This window comes from Lentzea sp. NBRC 102530, from assembly GCF_030269365.1.
In the GTDB taxonomy this organism is placed as follows: Bacteria; Actinomycetota; Actinomycetes; order Mycobacteriales; family Pseudonocardiaceae; genus Lentzea.
Genome location: NZ_BSTF01000001.1, coordinates 953,979 through 970,329 on the forward strand (window position 1 = coordinate 953,979; position 16,351 = coordinate 970,329).

The window sequence follows — 16,351 nt, forward strand, 5'->3', positions numbered from 1 at the left end:
CGGGCTGTTGCAGCGCGTACGAGGTGAGAGCCGCGTCCCGATTGTTCGTGAACTGGTCGACCCGTTCCTGGGCGCGCTGGACGTCGCGGTCGGCCTGCTCCTGGCGGGCCGCCTTCTCGTCGAGCATGTCCTGCGTCTTGAGCGCGTCGGGGATCAGGTCGGCGGCGTTCCACCGGTTGCGCGCGGCCTCGGCCCTCTCCAGGCCCCGCTGCGCGGACTGCGCCTGCGCGTCGTAGACCGAGGGACCGCCGATGGACCGGGTGTTGGTGTCGATCTGGGTCTGGATCGCGGCAGCGCGCTCCGGGTTGCCGCTGTACGCCGGGTTCTGCTGCATCTCGCGCAGCGCGTTGTTGTCGAGGCCGTACAGGGACGCCTCGAACGACTGCTGCGGCGTGCCCTCCTGCACGGGGCCGAAGCCGCCGGGGACGTTGAGGTCCACGTCCGCGACCGCGGGCCGGTTCGCCGGGTCCTGCATGAACGGCGGGCGCGGCCGGGGTTCCGGTGCCGGTGCGGGCTGGGCCTGCTCGTTCTGCTCGACCTGGGCGTCGTTGCCGGACTCGACCGACGCCGCGTCGTTCTGCTCGGCGTTCTGGGCGTCGTTCTGCTCGACGGCGGGGTCGATCGCCTGGATCGGGCCGCCCTCGTCACCGATCCGGATGTCCCGCAACGTCTCGGCCAGCCGGTCGAGGTCGGGGTTCGTCTGCCCGGCGGCGTGCGCGTCGTTGATCAGGTTCGTGACGTGGTTCTCCAGCGCCACGACGTCCCGCGGCGACATCGACTGCCAGCCGGGGGCGTTCACGTCGGCGGGCAGGTTCAGCGCGTACGAGGTGAGCGCGTCGCCGCGGTCGAACGTGAGCCGGTTCAGCTCGTTGTTGAGCTGCATCTCCTGCAGCCTGAGGTTCTGCTGCTCCGCCTGGCGCGCGGCCTGGTCGGTCTTCATCAGGTCGGACTTCCACGCGTCCGGCAGCGTGTCGGTGAGGCGCTTCAGGTCGTTGATCTGGTTGCGCGTCTCCTTGGCCTGGTTCTGCAGGTCCTTGAGCTGCCCCTCGATGCCGCCGTCCTTCCCGGCGGCCTCCTGGTTGCGCTGCATCTGCTCGATCTCGGCGGACCGGTCGACGTCGTTCTGGTACTGCGCGGCCAGCGCGTCGAGCTCGGCCGGGGACTTGCCGAACAGGGAGGCCTTGAACGCCGAGTGCTCCTGCCTCGCCAGCTGCCGGGCGTGCTCCTGCGCCTCGCGGATCTGCTGCGCCCAGGCCTGTTCCGCCGCCTCGCGCTGGGCGGTCCGCTCCATGTTCTGCCGGTTGCGCTCCTGCAGCGCGTCCAGCCGCTGGTTGACGTCGTGCGTGTGCAGGGCCTTGTCGACCCGGTTGCTGTACTCGGGGTTGGTCGCGAACGACAGCTGGTGTTCGTTCTTCTTCAGCAACGCCTCGGCCTCGGCGATCTTCGTGTCGACATCGGCAGAGCTCTGCCAGTTGCCGTCGCCGAAGATGCTGTTCATGAAGCCGTTGAAGCCGGTGTAGTCCTCCTTGGTGGCGCGGATGTCGTCCAGGATCGCGCTGACCCTGTCGACCTGGGCCTGCAGGCCCTCGACGCCGTGGCGGGAGATCTGGGCCATCGCGACGTTCGCGTCCGGCTCGTTCTGCACCCGCTCCAGCAGGGCCTTCAGGTCCTTCGCGTCGAACCCGGCGTTCTCCGCCGCCGCGATCTGCTCGGTCAGGTGCGTTTCCACCTCCGCGAGCGCCCGGTCGTTGAGCTTGCCGACGCCGTCCGCGGTCGGCCCCGCCACGAGCTTGTCGATCTGGTGGGTGAGCCTCACCCGAGGGCCGGCGTCCCGGATCGAGTCGATCTGCTGGTTGACGTTGTTCAGCAGGTCGGTGTCGCGCTGGATGTCCTGCTGCAGCTGGGCCTCTTTGGCCTTGTCCTGCTTCGACTGCAGCGCCTCGGGCTTCCAGGTGGACCTGGACTTCGCGTCGTCGATCCGGTTCTCGAGCTTCGCCTGCTGGTTCAGCAGGTCGTTCATGAAGACCGACGGACCGCCGGGGTGCTCGGCCGCGCGCTTGATCAGCTGGGTCTGCTTCGCGGCGTCGTACAGGGGCTGGTTCTGGACGCCGCCCTTGTACAGGTCGGCCATCGTCTTGTTGATCTCGGCCGCGGACTTGCCGCCGAGCCAGGCCTCCATGCCGGCCTTGACGTCCTGCGGCGACGGGGTGCCGAGCGCGCCGAACGTGCCGTTCTGCTGGTTGACCTGGACCTGCGGCGCGCCCGCCGGTCCGTGCAGGGTCTGCACGCCGTTGTTGTCGACGGCGATCTGCACGCCCAGCGACTGCGCGATCGTGTCGGGCAGCTTCGCGCCGACCTGCGAGTCGGCCCAGGCAGGGGTTTCCAGACCCTTGGCGACGAGGTCGGCGGAGGACGGCATCGCGCCGTTCGCCTTGACCTCCTGCGTGACGTGGTTGATCACGTCGACGTCGCCGGGCTTCATGGTGCTCGGGTCGAGGCCCGCGTTGACGACGTCCCAGCGCTTGCCGGACCCGTTCTGCAGGTCGGCCGCGACGTTCTGGCGCCACTGGTCGATCTTGGCGTCGTTGGTGAGGCCGGGCGTGTTCGGTTCGAGGTCGGGGTGGAACTTCGCCAGCGCGTCGGGGTCGACCTGGCTCGCGACCCAGTTGCTGAGGTCGTTCGGGGTGAGGCCGGCGTGGTCGTGGTTGCCCGGGTTCTGCCGGACGTCGTTCAGCACCGTGTCCACAGTGGACTTCACGTCGGTGCCGCTGACGAGCGGCGAGGAGTTCGGCACGTCGACGCCCTGGAACGCGGCGCTGCGCAGGACCGACTCGACCAGGCCGACCTTGTCGAGGTTCGGACCGTGCGTCTGGACGGGGGGAACCTCGGCGTGCACCTCGGCGTCGAGGTCGACGCCGCCGGGGAAGCCGCCGGGCATCGGGGCCGGGCGCGTCTGCACCTCGGGGGCGACTTCGCGGGTGGCGGTGTCGGGTGCGGCGTCGCGGGTGGAGTTCGCGTCGTTGTCGGCGTTGGTGTTCGAGCCGGTGTTGGCGTTCGACTTGGTGTCGGTGTTCGTCTGCGACTGGACGTCGGCGTCGGTCTGCGACTGGACGTTTCCGCCGGTCTGCGGCGACGGGGGTGCGGGGCGGGTGTCGCTGTCGGCGTCCCGTGAGCCGCCGTCGCGCGAACCGCCGTCCCTGGACCCGCCGTCCCTGGGTCCGCCGTCCTTGGAGTCGCTTCCCTTGTTGTCGGCGTCCTTGGAGTCGCTTCCCTTGGAGTCGCTGTCCTTCGGGCCGCCGCCCTTGCCGTCGTTCGAGTCGGGGCTGTCGTCGTTGCCCTTGTCGTTGCCGTCGTTGGTGTTGTCGTTGGTGTTGTCGGCCGGGCCGGGGTCCCTGCCGTCACGTCCGCCGACCGCGTCGCCCAGCGCCTCGTAGCCGGTGACGGTGTTCGGGTCGTTGTTCAGGTCCTTGTGCGGGCGGTTCTGCTCGAAGTTCGCCGGGTTCTCGTCGAGGATCTTGTAGGAGCCGTACTCGGCGAGGTCGTCGAAGACCTCCTTGCGGAACGCGTCGCCGAGCGGGTTCTCCTTGGTGATCGGGTACGACTCGAAGCGGCTGTCCCACTCCGCCCGGCTCGCCTTGCGGTCGGTGTCGACCAGCGCCTCCCAGGCGGCCTGCTTCCAGTCGCCCGGCTTGGTGGCGGCGTCGACCGTCTTGCCGAGGTTGTTGGTGTCGATGTCCTGGTGCATCGCGAAGGCGTTGACCTGCGCGTCCGACCCCTTGTGGTCGGTCAGGTACTGCTGCAGGTGGTGCTGCGCCGCTACCAGCGACAGCCCGCCCTGCGTGTAGTCGATGAGCACGACGTTCTTGTCCGCGGGCAGGTCGCCCAGGAACTCGTCGAAGTGCTGGTTGAGCATGTTCTGCTGGTCGGGGTTCAGCGGCTCGACCTTGCCGCCGTGCGCGTCGAACGACGGCCGCAGGATCGAGTTCGGGTCCGCGGGCGGCGGCCGGAAGTTCGACAGCGGGATGGACACCGCGGGGTGCCCCTGGTTCTGCAGCGCCGCGACCACCGCGGCGGGGCTGCGCCCGAGCCCGACGTAGGCGAAGTCGCTCGGCGGGTACTTGCTGGTGATGTGGTTCGCGACGTCGTTGACGGCGTCGACCAGGTTCTGCTGGCCCTGGATGTGCTGCTCGCGCGCCAGGCCCATCATGTCGCTGTGGAAGTCCGCGGCGTTGTTGACGTCGTAGACCTCGGGCTTGCGGTTGCCGCCACCGACGTTGGGGTCGTAGAGCAGCGGGATGATCGTCGAGTCCACGCCGCTCTGCGGCGGAACCTCGATGTCGTTGTCCTTCAGCCACTCCTTTGCCATGTACGGCGTGAGGCCGATCGGCCCGTTCTCGCCCTTGATGCTGACGAACTCGGACGGCTTGTTCTGCTGGTACTTGAACTCGCCGTCGACCTGCTGCCACCGCGAGTCGAGCTTCGGGTCCGACGCCTTGTAGGTGTCGACCCGCTGGTCGACGCTCTCGAACGCGTCGTGGAAGTCGCTGTCGCTGTCCGTGTCGCTGTCGACGTCCGAGTCGGTGTTGCCACCGGACCTGGGCGGCGCCTGGTTGGGCGCCGGAGCGGGAGGCGGCACGACGACGGGCGGCGCGACGACGAGGTCGGGCGCGGCGTTGGGGTTCGGGTTGGTGGCGGGGCCTGCCACCGGACTGCCGGGGGGCGGGGGAGCGGGCCGCGTCTTGACGCTCGGGTCGCCGGGGTTCGGCGTGGTGGCGGGCGGGACGTTGGTGGCCGGGCTGGGCGAGGTGTTCGTGCTCGTCTCCGGCCGCGGCGACGGCACGGAGGGAGGCGGCGTCGCGGCGTTCGGCGGCGGGGTGTTGACCGGCGGGGTGTTGGTGCTCGGCGTGTTGACCGGCGGAGTGTTCACCGGCGGCGTGTTGGTGCTCGGCGTGTTGGTGCTCGGCGCGTTCACCGGCGGCGTGTTCGCCGCAGGGGTGTTGGCGGGCGGGGTGTTCGCCGGAGGCGTGTTGGTGTTCGGCGTGGTGACCGGCGGGGTGTTGGTCGCCGGGTTGGGCGTGTTCACGGACGGCGCGTTGGCCGGCGGCGTGTTCACGGGCGGGGTGTTGACCGGTGGCGCGGGCGGGGCCGGGCGCGTCTGGGCCGGGGGCGGGGTGTCGGCGCGCGGCGGCTGCGCGGACGGCGTCGACTCCGGGCGCGGGGACGGCGTGTTCGCCGGAGGCGTGTTCGTCGTCGCGTTCGGCGGGGGCGTGTTGACCGAGGGCGCGTTCGTCGACGGGGTCGGCGACGGCGTGTTCGCGGGCGGCGTGTTCGTGTTCGGCGCGTTGATCGGCGGGGTGTTGACCGGCGGTGCGGGCGGGGCCGGGCGCGTCTGTGCGGGCGGCGGGGTGTCGGCGCGCGGCGGCTGCGCGGACGGGGTGGTGTCCGGGCGCGGCGACGGCGTGCTCGTGTTCGGTGCCGGGGTCGGCGAGGACACCGGCGGGGTGTTGACCGGCGGGGCCGGGCGCGTCTGGGCCGGCGGGGCCGTGTTCGCCGCGGGCGGCGGGACGTTGGCTGCCGGGGGCGGGGTGCCGGGACGCGATTGGGTCGGCGGTGCCGTGTTGGGGGACGCGGTGTTGGGGGACGCCGTGTTCGCGGCAGGGGTGTTCGACGCCGGAGCGTTCGTGGAGGGGGTGTTCGTCGCCGGTGGCGGGGAGAGCGGGGTGGGCTTGGGAGCCGGGGGCGGCGTCGACGGGGACGACTGCGGCGGCGCCTTGGTGATGGTGCTGTCGGGGGTCGGGGGCTTGGGCGCGTCGAAGACGCCCTTCGTGCCGCCACCGGGACCGAACTTGTTGCCGCCCCGTTCGCCGCCGGTCGCGCCCGCGGCTGCGCCGCCCGGTGCCATCGGCGGGGCCATGCCGCCTGCCGCCGCGTTCGGCGCAGGCGTGACGGTCGGGGTCGCGCCGGGGCGCCCGCCCGCGTTCTGGGGCGGGGTGGTCACCGCGCTCTGCGAGCCCGGTGCGGCGGGCGGCACGTTGCCGGGGCCGTTGTAACCGGGTGCGGTCGGCGTGAACGCCGCCGGCGTCTTGGCGCCACCGGAGCCACCGGGCGAGGTGCCACCCGGAGTGCCGCCGGGGGTCGTGCCGGCGGGCGGCGGGGAGAGCGGGGTGGGCTTGGGAGCCGGGGGCGGCGTCGACGCGGACGTCTGCGGCGGCGCCTTGCTGATGGTGCTGTCGGGCGTGGGGGCCTTGGGCGCGTCGAAGACGCCCTTCGCGCCTCCGCCCGCGCCGAACTTGCTGCCGCCGCGCTCGCCGCCGGTCGCGCCGGGGGCTGCGCCGCCCATCGGCGGGGCCATACCGGGAGGCGCTGCCGGAGGAGTCGCGCCGCCGCGGGACGGGGACGTCACGGCGTTCTGCGGGCCGGGTGCGCTCGTGGACGGCTTGGTGCCCGCGGCGCCGCCCGGCTCCTTGTAGCCGGGGGCCGACGGGGTGAACGACGCGGGGGCCTTGGCGCCGCCGCCGGTGGACGCACCGGTGCCGCCCTTGCTGCCGCCACCAGGGGTCGCACCGGGGGTCGCACCGCCACCGGTCGTCGCGCCGCCCTTGCCGCCGGCGCCGGGCGGGGTGTAGCCGGGCGCGGTCGGGGTGAAGGACGCGGGGCCCTTGGCACCGCCGGTGGTCGCGCCGCCCTTGCCACCGGCACCCGCCGGCGGGGTGTAGCCGGGTGCGGTGGGCGTGAAGGACGCGGGGCCCTTCGCGCCGCCACCGGTCGTCGCGCCGCCCTTGCCACCTCCGGCCGGCGGGGTGTAGCCCGGCGCGGTCGGGGTGAACGACGCGGGACCCTTGGCGCCGCCGCTGGTGGAAGCGCCGGTGCCGCCCTTGATGTTCGGAGTGGCCGCGGCCGGGCCACCACCGGGCGTCTTGACGCCCGAGGTCGCGTTGCTGCCGCCGCCCTTGATGGTGCCGGGGCCGTTGTAGCCGGGCGCGGTCGGCGTGAACGGCGCGGGGCCCTTGGCTCCGCCGCCACCGCCCTTGATGTTCGGGGCCGCGGCGGCCGGGCCACCGCCGGCGGTGTTCACGCCGGACGTCGCGTTGCCGCCACCGCCCTTGATGTTCGGGGCCGCCGCCGCCGGACCGCCGCCGGGGCCCTTGACACCGGACGTGGTGTTGCTGCCGCCGCCCTTGGTCGTCGGCGCCGGACCGGCGTTCGGGCTGCCCGGCGTGAAGTTGCCGGACGTCGCGTTGCCGCCGCCCTTGATCGCGGTCGGGCCGTTGGCCGTGGGGCTGCCGGGCGTGAAGTTGCCCGAGGTGTTGTTGCCGCCGCCGCGCACGTTCTTCGCGTCGGTGGTGGAGTCGATCGACTTGATGTTCGTCTGGTTCGTCTGGTCGACCTGCTGCGACGTCTGAAGCGTCGCCTTCAGGTTCGACTGGACGTCGGTGAACGCCTTCGCGCCCTTGTCCGCCTGCGAGACGGCGTTGTCGTTCGAGTTGTTCAGCGCGGGCACCGCGAACAGGCCGATCGGGCCGAGCGCGTTGCCGCTGAAGTTCAGGCCCCGCAGGCCCGACGAGATGCTCGACAGCCGGGACCCCAGGTCACCCGCCTTGCCCTGCAACCCCTGCATCGAGGAGTCGTTCATGGAGTAACCGCTGGTGCCGCTGGGGCCTCCGCCGGTTCCGCCCGTTCCGCTCGTGGGCGGCGCCGTGGGGGGCGGGTTCGCCCCGGGGTTCGACGACGGGTTCGGGTTGACGTTCCCCTTGGCCATGAGCGGCGATTCTCCAGAACTGCGTCAGAACGAGGCGGGATCCCACCCGGGATCCCGGCTGTTGGCTGGGACTTACTCTGTCGGCCGGGCGGGACGCTCGGCCGGGCGCAACGGCTGCGAGGCGGCCCCACCAGCAGCCTCGTACGCCGTGGTCGACTGCAGCGGCTCGCCCATGAGCGGGTTCACGCTCTCGTAGTAGGCGGGCTCCGCGTCAACGCGCGCATAGGCTTCGCGCGGCTGCGACGGCTCGAGAGCGTCGTACGCATGCGACATCTGCGTGCGCGCGAGAGGCTCGTAACCGGACTGCTGCTGCAACGGCTCGGACGGCGTCTCCGGGCTGATGTACATCTCACGCGCCTGCATCGGCTGTGCGGCCTCGTGCATCGCGCCACCACCGCCGCCGGTCATGCTCACGCCCGACGTCATCGTGGAGTCCGAGTTGTCCACGCGGGAGAACGCCACCGGCGCCTGCAGAGCCTCGGCCCGCTGGAAGGGCTGCACCGGCGTCGAGGCTTCCCGCAGGTAAGCCTGCTGCGTCGGCTGCAGCGGTTGGGCGGCGTCGCGTGCCAGCATCTGGTGGGTCGGCTGGAGCGGTTGGGCGGCGTCGCGTGCCAGCATCTGGTGGGTCGGCTGGAGCGGTTGGGCGGCGTCGCGTGCCAGCATCTGGTGGGTCGGCTGCAACGGCTCCGCGTCACGCGCCCGGACCGCCTGCATCGGCTGGAGCGGTGCGTCGGCGAGCCTCTTGGCCGTCTGCATCGGCTCGAGTGGCGCGTCGGCGAGCCTCCTGGCCGTCTGTATCGGCTGCAACGGCGCGTTCGGCAGGGTCGCCTGGGCGTACCCGTCCGGCTGCACGGTGCCGACGCGGGCGCTGGCGAGCGTCGCGTGCGCGGTGCCGTCCGGCAGCACCGTGCCGACACGCGCGTTGGCGAGGGTCGCGCTCGCGGTGCCGGTCGCGTCCGCGGCGGTCTTGCCGTCGGTCGGAGCACCACCCGTACCGCCGCCACCACCGCCACCGCGGTTCGCCATCGCCTCGTCGATCTTGTCGTCGACGCCCTTCTGCGCCTTGTAGCCCTCGTAGGTGATCTCGGCGACGTCAGCCGAGTTCTCGAAGCGCTCCCAGCCCTTGCTGACCTTCTTCATGATGTCGTCGAGGTCGCCGATGCGCTTCATCTGACGGCCGAGGGCGGCGACGACGCGCGCCACGCGGGACGCGATGTTCACGCCGAGCGCGACGGCCTTGCCGACCGCGAAGCCGCAGAAGATCGGGATCGAGGCGCCGAACGTCGGGATCATCGCGGCGGCCGCGAGGATCGCGCCACCGATCAGCGAACCGATGAGCTGCGCGATCAGGTCGCGGACGATGTCGCGCAGCACCGTGACGAGCATGCCCATGATCGCGACGATCTTGGCCTTGCTCTCCACGGCGTTCGCGAGGTCGTCGAGCTCGTGGCTCATGTTGTCCATCGACGCCTTGAAGCGCTCGGACGACTCACCGGTCCAGCCGTCGAACGTCGCGAGACCGCTCTTGTGGTCCTCGGCGAGCACGCGCAACTCGGCCGCGCGGGCCTTGTTCGCCTCGACGTTGGCCTGGATCTCCTCCGGGTTGCCCATCAGCTGGTTCAGGGCGTCGCGCAGGAACGACACGTGCTCGATCAGCCAGCCGACACCGGCACCGATGATGCTGCCGAGCGGGTCGATCGCGAGCATCACGGTGGCCGAGGCGGCGCCGATGGCGTTGAACGTGATGTCCAGCGCCTTCTCGGTCTCGCTCTCGGCGTCCTTGCTGATGCCGTCGATCAGGCTGCCGTAGGCCTCGATGAACAGCGAGCCCTTGAGCTTGTTCTCCTCGGTGATGTGCATCCCGGGAGGAGACGGGAGGGGAGTTTCAGGCGCGGTCATCGCTGTTCCTTACCAGGGCTCGTTGTCGTCGTTGTCGTCGTCGTCCGTGCGGGGCCTGCCGCGCACGGGCGGCGGCTGCGGGGCCGCAGCGGGCCGCGACGCCGCCGGAGCGGGAGCCGGAGCAGGTTCCGGCTCGTCGTCCTCCTCGACCGCGTCGTACCGGTCGTCGGTGTCCTCGTCGACCTCGTCGTCCGGGATCGAGTCGGAGACCATCTGGTAGGCCTCGGTGCCCTCGCCGAGAGGCTTGAAGAGCTCCAGGACCTGCTGCGCCGCCTGCTTCTGGGCCTTGCGCGCCGTCTCCAGGATCAGCGCGGTGAGCCGCGGCCCGCCCAGTTCGACGGCGCGGTGACCCAGCTGCAGGTTCTGCAGGCCGCCGTTGGGCCCCACCGTCACGGTCACCGCGCCGTCCTGGGACGACACGGTGGCGCCGGCCGCCGCGAAGTTCTCGGTCAGGTTCTCCGACTTCTGCTTCAGGTCGGCCAGCTTGGCTTCGTACTCTTCGACCCACTGGTACGGGTTCGCGGCAGTCACACGGTCCTCCGGCGGCGGCGGTTCAACTTGCGATCTATCAGTTACACGTCGGTTCGCGCGGTTCAGTTCACGCCAGTACGGCGTTGATGCGCGTGGCGATGCGGTCGTTGTCGGTCGGCGACAGGCTCATCCAGCCGTCCGAGTTGACCATCAGGTAGCGGCCCTGGTGCGTGTCGAACCAGTTGATCACGACACCGGACCGCTGGCGGTCCTGGGTGACGCCGAACTGGCCGCCCGCGACGCGGTTCGACGCGAGCTCCTCGAACTGCTTGGCGTCCTGGGCGGACAGACCGGCCTGTTCCAGCGCCTCGCGGTCGTCCACACCGCCTTCGCCGAACAGGTCGTCGGCGTCGGCCGCGCCCTCGGCCTCCTGGATCGCGACCGCGTCCTGAAGGGACTGGACGCGGACGTTCACCGCGGTGCCGGGGCCCGGCTCGGCGTCGGGCAGCACCTTCACGATCTCGCGGGCGATGCCGGTCTCCCGGATCTCCAGCAGCCCGACGCGGTCGCCGTCGATGATCGCCAGCGCGGCGCGCTCGCCGTTGGAGACGGCGAGCGCGCGCACGGTGCGGTCGAGACCGGCGACGGCGTCCACGGACACCTTGTGGTCCGCGAGCAGCCGCAGGAAGTCCTCGAGACGCTGGTTGTCCACGAGCCCGCGGGACCGCAGCTCGTCCATCGTGTTCGTGACGAGCACGCGGCGTTCCTGCTCGGTCGCGCCCTCGTTCGGGACGTCCAGCGGGTAGGGCACTCTGCCCAGCCGCAGGTCGTTCCACAGGACGTCGAACTCGCGCGGTGAGAGCAGGAACTCGGGCGTGATCACGAGGATTCGGTCCCCTTCTGCTTCTTGACCTTGGCGGCACCGATCACCGACGGGGGCAGGTTCTCACCGGGGACCTCGAACAGGTCGCCGCCCATGATGTAGCTGGCGGAACGGTGTTCCTTGTCCTCCTCGCCGCGGCCACCGGCACCCGGAGCGCCACCCATCGGCGCACCCGCGCCCATGCCGGCACCGGCAGCCGTTGCGCCACCGGGACCCATGCCCATCGGCATGCCGCCCCGGCCCTGGGCCTGGACGCCCGCCGCACCACCGGAGGTCATCGAGCCACCGCCGGCACCGGCCGTACCGCCCGCGCCACCACCGAACGCGCCGCCACCGCCGCCGCCCGCACCCATCTGCGGGGTGTACGGCATGGGGCCGCCCTTCATACCGCCCGCGCCGCCACCGGCACCGCCACCACCGCCGGCGCCGCCGCCCGCACCGCCGGGGCCGGTGTAACCGGGCGCCGAGGGGTTGTAGGCCGCGGGGCCGCCCTTGATGTTCTGCGGGGTGTAGCCGGGGTTCTGCGGGTTGTAGTTCGGGTTCGCGACGTCGCGGCCGACGACCGGGACCTTCGGGATGTTCTGGTTGTTGTTGCTCCCGGACTTGTTCGGGCCCATCTGCGGCGTGTAGCCGGGACCCATCTGCGGCGTGTACGTGCTGCTGCCGCCACCGCTGCTCGCGGCGTAGGTGCTGCCCGTGTTGGCGGCCGGGTTGTAGTTCGGCGCCGTCGGCGTGTACGCCGCTGCGGTGTTCGTGGAGGTGTTGCCGGTCATCTGCGGGGTGTAGGAGGCAGCGCCGCCGGCGCCACCGCCCGCACCGGCACCGGTGCTCGCGGCCGGGTTGTAGCCGGGCGCGCTGGGGTTGTAGGCCGCCGCGGCGGGCTGGTTCGCGGCGCCACCACCGGCACCACCACCGCCACCCGCGCCGGTTTGCACACCGTTGGCCGTGGGTGCGTCCACAGCGGACTGCGTGCGCATCAGGCCGTCCACGCCACCGTCGAGGGCCGCGGCGCCGGAGCGCGGCATGGCCATCACCGGTTCCTCGACCTGGCCGGTGTTCGGGTTGAACGGCGGCTTGAAGGCCGGCGTCGACGCGTCGATCTGGCGGGAGTTGTTCTCCATGTCGGTCATCACGGTGACCGCCTGGTCGTGCGCCGCGCGGGAGACGGCGTTGGCGACCGCGATGTCCGCGGAGGCGAGCACGAACGCGGGCGTGCCCGGCTGGGCGAGCGCGGCGGCGGCCTTGTTCCAGTCGAACTGGACGGGCTGCGGCATCTGCGCGCGGGCGTTCTCCATCACGCGGCCCTGGTCGGCGACCTTGTTGCCGACCTCGACCGCGGTGCGAGCCGTCTCGTCGACCCAGTCTCCGAGTTTCTTCATCGCGGCGCGGGCGGCGTCGGCGGAGCCGCCGGTCCACTTGGACTCGCTGGAGGTGATGACCGAGTTGATGACTCGGGAGGCCTCGGTGAGCTCGCTGCCGTACTTGCCCCAATCGGAGCTGATCTGGCCGGCTTGACCGGGGTCGTTGTTGTTGTGCACCGCGGCATAGAGCTCTTGGTGCGATCGGGACGCCCAGTTCTGCGGGTCCGTGAGGACCGGGACGTTCTCGACCTCGCTCGGGTCGGTCTCGGGGGGCATGACCGGCTCGCCTCTCGGTTCAGTGGATCAGCTGGCCACGAGATCAGCTGTTACCCATGTGCTTCTTCAGTTCGGCCTGCTGTTCCTGGTCGAGCGCCTCGAAGTTCCCGATCGCTTCCACGATGGAGGTCTTCGTCTGCTCGAGAACCGTGCGGTACGCGGTCATCACGCTGACGAACGAGTACTGCTCACCCTCGGCGCGATGGGTGAACTTGTCGCGCATCTTGTCGCCGACGGGGTTCGCGCCGAGCGCCGTCGGACGGGCGATGCTCGAGTTGGCACGCTCGATCCACGAGTCGACCTGGTCGATCTGGGCCTGCAGTTGCTTGCGGAGTTCCTCGCCCGCCTCCGGGTCGATCTGCACCTGGCCAGAGGTGACGGTCTCGCGGAGCGGGACAACGTCTTTGTCACCGACGATGTACATGCGGGCAGTATCGGGTCTCTTTAGGGCAATTGCTCGCTCTGACGCGTACGAGTCACCAATTGAGACCGGTGTTCACAATGCGTTGCCGGGCGCCGAAACGGGCCACGACCAGGTGAACGTCGTGTAACGACGTGATCGTTTCCCCAGGTTGTGGGAGCGCTCTCGGGGCCCTGCCCGCTCGGGCTTGTGATCTCTGTTCACATCCCTGGAACAGCCCTTGACGCGAGGTTACTGTGACCCAAATCACATAGGGGAATTTCCAGGATTTAGGGCTTTCTTAAGGCTTCGTCACCAGCTGGTTCGGCGTTCACCGGAACGGCTGAATCGATTGGCCGCGTACGAAACGCGGGCGCACTCCTGAGAGTACGCCCGCGGTGTCCGTTTTGGAGCATTGTTGTGCGGTAAGCCGCACCGAGTTCACCTTCAGGCCAGCACGGCGTCGATCCGCGTCGCGATGCGGTCGTTGTCGGTCGGCGAGAGGCTGAGCCACCCGTCGCTGCGCACCATCAGGTAGCGGCCCTGGTGGGTGTCGAACCAGTTGATGACGACGTCGGCGCGGTGCCGCCCGTGCGTGACGCCGAACTGGCCGCCCGCCACCCGGTTGGCCGCGAGTTCGTCCATCTGCCTGGCGTCCTGCGCGGACAGGCCGGCCTTGAGCAACGCCTCGCGGTCGTCGAGCTCCTCGTCGGCGGCGCCCCACGGGTCCTCGGACTCCTCCTCCTGCTCGGCCTCCTGCAGTGCCACGGCCTGCTGGAGCGTCTCCAGCCGCACGGACAGCGCGCTGCCCGGCCCCGCCACCCCTTCGGGCAGCACGCGCACGATCTCGCGGGCGAGCGCCGTGGGCCTGATCTCCGAGAGGCCGACGTTGTCGCCGTCGATGACCGCGAGCACCGCCTCGCGGTCGGTGGCCGCGGCCAGTGCCCGAACGGTCCGGTCGAGACCGGCCACGGCGTCCACGGACACCTCGTGGTCGCTCAGCAGCCGCATGAGGTCCTCGAGCCGCACGTCGTCGGCGATGCCGCGCTGCCTCAGGTCGGCGATCGTCCTGGCCTGCAGGGCTTTGACGTCCTGCTCGGTCGCTCCTTCGCTGGGCACGTCGAGCGGGTACGGCATTCTGCCGAGCCGCAGCGTCTGCCACAGCACCTCGAACTCGCGGGTCGACAGCAAGAACTCGGGCGTGATCACGAGTGCTCGGAACCTTTCTCCTCTGCCTGCTTTGCGCGCAGTATCGAGCAGAATGGGGCAAGCCGTTCCTGATCGGGCGAATACGTACCCGGTCGAGACGAATGTTCACAATCCGTCGCCGACCGCGGAAACGGGCCACTTCCGGGCAAGTGCGAGCGGTGAGAACGCTTGTTTCCCCAGGAACCGGGAGCGCTCACAACTCGGGAACCGGGGACGCCCGGTCAGCGCGTTCACACGTCAGGGTCCGATGGATCAGGCGTCCGAGTGTGACCCAAATCACTTCGGTTGCCTAAGTTTCGAAAGTCGACGAACACAGTGACTTCAGTGCAGGTCGAAGTCGAGCGACGCGGTCGTGTTCGGCGATCCGCACCCTCCGGTGTGAAGATCGGCACGTGACCGCATCCCCGTGGGCGCCCCTGCGCCGCAGCGCGTTCCGTGCGCTGTGGCTCGCCCAGTTCGCGTCCAACATCGGCACGTGGGCGCAGACCGTCGGCGCCCAGTGGCTCATGGGCGACCTCGGCGGCAGCGCCCTGCAGGTCGCGCTCGTCCAGACCGCCACGACGCTGCCGGTGTTCCTGCTGGTCGTGCCGTCCGGAGCGCTCGGCGACATCCTCGACCGCCGCCAGGTGCTGATCACCGGCCAGGCCCTGATGCTGGCCGGCGCGGGTGGCCTGATGCTGCTGGCCGGCACGGACCGGGCCACGCCGGGAACGCTGCTCGGGTTGCTGGCGCTGATGGCGATCGGGCAGGCGTTGTCGATGCCGTCGTTCCAGGCCATCCAGCCGGAACTGGTGTCGCGCGAGGAGATCCCGCAGGCCGCGTTGCTCAACGGCGTCAACATGAACGTCGGCCGCGCCATCGGACCGGCGCTCGGCGGGTTGCTGATCGCGCTGGCCGGACCGGAGGCGACGTTCGCGTTCAACACGGTGAGCTTCTTCGGCGTGCTGATCGTGCTCGCCCGGTGGAAGCGGCCGTCGGACCACCGCCCGCTCGGCACCGAGCACATCACCACCGCCATGCGGACGGGCGCGCGGTACGTGGGCAGCTCGCCGTTGTTCCGGCGGGTGCTGACGCGGCTGACGTTGTTCATCCTGTTCGGCAGCGGACTGTGGGCGTTGCTGCCGGCCATCGCGCGCGGGCCGCTGGAACTCGACGCCAGTGGCTACGGCGTGCTGCTCGGCAGCGTCGGCGCCGGCGCGATCGGCGGGGCGTTCGTGGTGCCGAAGCTGTTGCAGCGCATGAGCAAGAACGCCATGGTGCTGCTCGCGACGGTCGTCTACGCGGCCGCGACCAGCACGGCGGTGCTGACCCGCGGCTTCCCGCTGGTGATCGTCGCGATGCTGCTGACCGGCGCCTGCTGGATCGCCACGCTGTCGACGTTCAACGCCAACGCGCAGGTGCTGCTGCCGGCGTGGACGCGAGCCCGTGCACTGGCCTACTACCAGCTGATCCTCATGGGCGGCCAGGCGCTCGGAGCCGTCGTGTGGGGTGCGCTCGCGGACGTCTACAGCCTCGAGGCCGCCATGATCGTGCCTGCGGTGGCGATGGTCGTCCTCGCGCTCGGCGCGACCCGCTGGCTGCCGCTGCACGACCGGCCGCTCGACGTCAGCCCGGCCACGTACTGGGAGGAACCGCCGGAGATCGACGACACCGACGCCGGACCGGTCCTCGTCACGGTGGAGTGGCCGGTGGCACCGGAGAACGAGGAGGCGTTCATCGACGCCATGCAACGCGTCGGCAGGGCACGACGGCGCACCGGCGCGACGATGTGGGGGCTGTTCCGCGACACCGAGCAGCCCGGGACGTTCCTGGAGACGTTCACCGTGGCGACCTGGCAGGAGCACCTGCGCCAGCACGTCGAGCGTGGCACGGTCGTGGACCAGCAGAACCAGGAGGCCGCACGGGCGCTGGCCGAGGGACCGGCGCACGTGCGGCATCTGCTGTTCGCGGAACCGGGGAAGCCCAGCTAGACGAGTAAGTCCTAACTGATCAGTGGTCGTAGGCGATCAGTGATCGGGTGATGGGCTGGCCGGTGGCGCGGTTGTGCCAGATGGCTGCGGTTAGGGCGAGCAGGCGTTGGGCGATGCGGGCGG

Annotated in this window: 8 protein-coding genes and 1 pseudogene (1 of these 9 running past the window's edge); 1 reads left to right on the top strand and 8 read right to left on the bottom strand. The window is 70.9% G+C overall.

What is annotated here, in order from left to right; genetic code table 11:
- The 7 genes from QSK25_RS04085 to QSK25_RS04115 form a co-directional block, all read right to left on the bottom strand.
- Positions 1–7,759: the 5' portion of a hypothetical protein gene (locus QSK25_RS04085; RefSeq protein WP_285632839.1), read on the bottom strand. It extends 22,757 nt beyond the left edge of the window; the window shows 7,759 of its 30,516 coding nt (coding positions 1–7,759); the start codon lies at positions 7,757–7,759; its stop codon lies off the left edge, out of view.
- 72 nt (positions 7,760–7,831) lie between these two features.
- Positions 7,832–9,658 (bottom strand): hypothetical protein, encoded by a 1,827-nt coding sequence (locus QSK25_RS04090; RefSeq protein ID WP_285632842.1) that lies wholly within the window; start codon positions 9,656–9,658, stop codon positions 7,832–7,834.
- Positions 9,659–9,667: 9 nt separating this feature from the next.
- Positions 9,668–10,189 (bottom strand): YbaB/EbfC family nucleoid-associated protein, encoded by a 522-nt coding sequence (locus QSK25_RS04095; protein WP_285632854.1) that lies wholly within the window; start codon positions 10,187–10,189, stop codon positions 9,668–9,670.
- Between the two features lie 67 nt (positions 10,190–10,256).
- Positions 10,257–11,012: an ESX secretion-associated protein EspG gene (locus QSK25_RS04100; protein ID WP_285632857.1), complete on the bottom strand. Its 756-nt coding sequence runs from the start codon at positions 11,010–11,012 to the stop codon at positions 10,257–10,259.
- Positions 11,009–12,649, bottom strand: coding sequence for a PPE domain-containing protein (locus QSK25_RS04105; RefSeq protein ID WP_285632860.1), 1,641 nt, complete (start codon positions 12,647–12,649; stop codon positions 11,009–11,011). The genes QSK25_RS04100 and QSK25_RS04105 overlap by 4 nt, the downstream gene beginning before the upstream one ends.
- Positions 12,650–12,692: 43 nt before the next feature.
- Positions 12,693–13,073, bottom strand: a complete 381-nt coding sequence (locus tag QSK25_RS04110; protein WP_285632863.1) for a hypothetical protein — start codon at positions 13,071–13,073, stop codon at positions 12,693–12,695.
- Positions 13,074–13,496: 423 nt separating this feature from the next.
- Complete coding sequence (locus QSK25_RS04115; protein WP_285632866.1) at positions 13,497–14,258, bottom strand: ESX secretion-associated protein EspG; 762 nt, start codon at positions 14,256–14,258, stop codon at positions 13,497–13,499.
- A gap of 392 nt (positions 14,259–14,650) precedes the next feature.
- Here QSK25_RS04115 and QSK25_RS04120 point away from each other — a divergent pair, with 392 nt between their 5' ends.
- Positions 14,651–16,228, top strand: coding sequence for an MFS transporter (locus QSK25_RS04120; RefSeq protein WP_285632879.1), 1,578 nt, complete (start codon positions 14,651–14,653; stop codon positions 16,226–16,228).
- 19 nt (positions 16,229–16,247) lie between these two features.
- On the opposite strand, the pseudogene QSK25_RS04125 reads toward QSK25_RS04120, so the two are convergent.
- Positions 16,248–16,351, bottom strand: a pseudogene (locus QSK25_RS04125) (IS982 family transposase); the annotation flags it as partial.

Bases quoted from the DNA above. Each gene is read 5' to 3' on its own strand.
- QSK25_RS04110 (WP_285632863.1), bottom strand. From the start codon at position 13,073: ATGTACATCGTCGGTGACAAAGACGTTGTCCCGCTCCGCGAGACCGTC.
- QSK25_RS04105 (WP_285632860.1), bottom strand. From the start codon at position 12,649: ATGCCCCCCGAGACCGACCCGAGCGAGGTCGAGAACGTCCCGGTCCTC.
- QSK25_RS04090 (WP_285632842.1), bottom strand. From the start codon at position 9,658: ATGACCGCGCCTGAAACTCCCCTCCCGTCTCCTCCCGGGATGCACATC.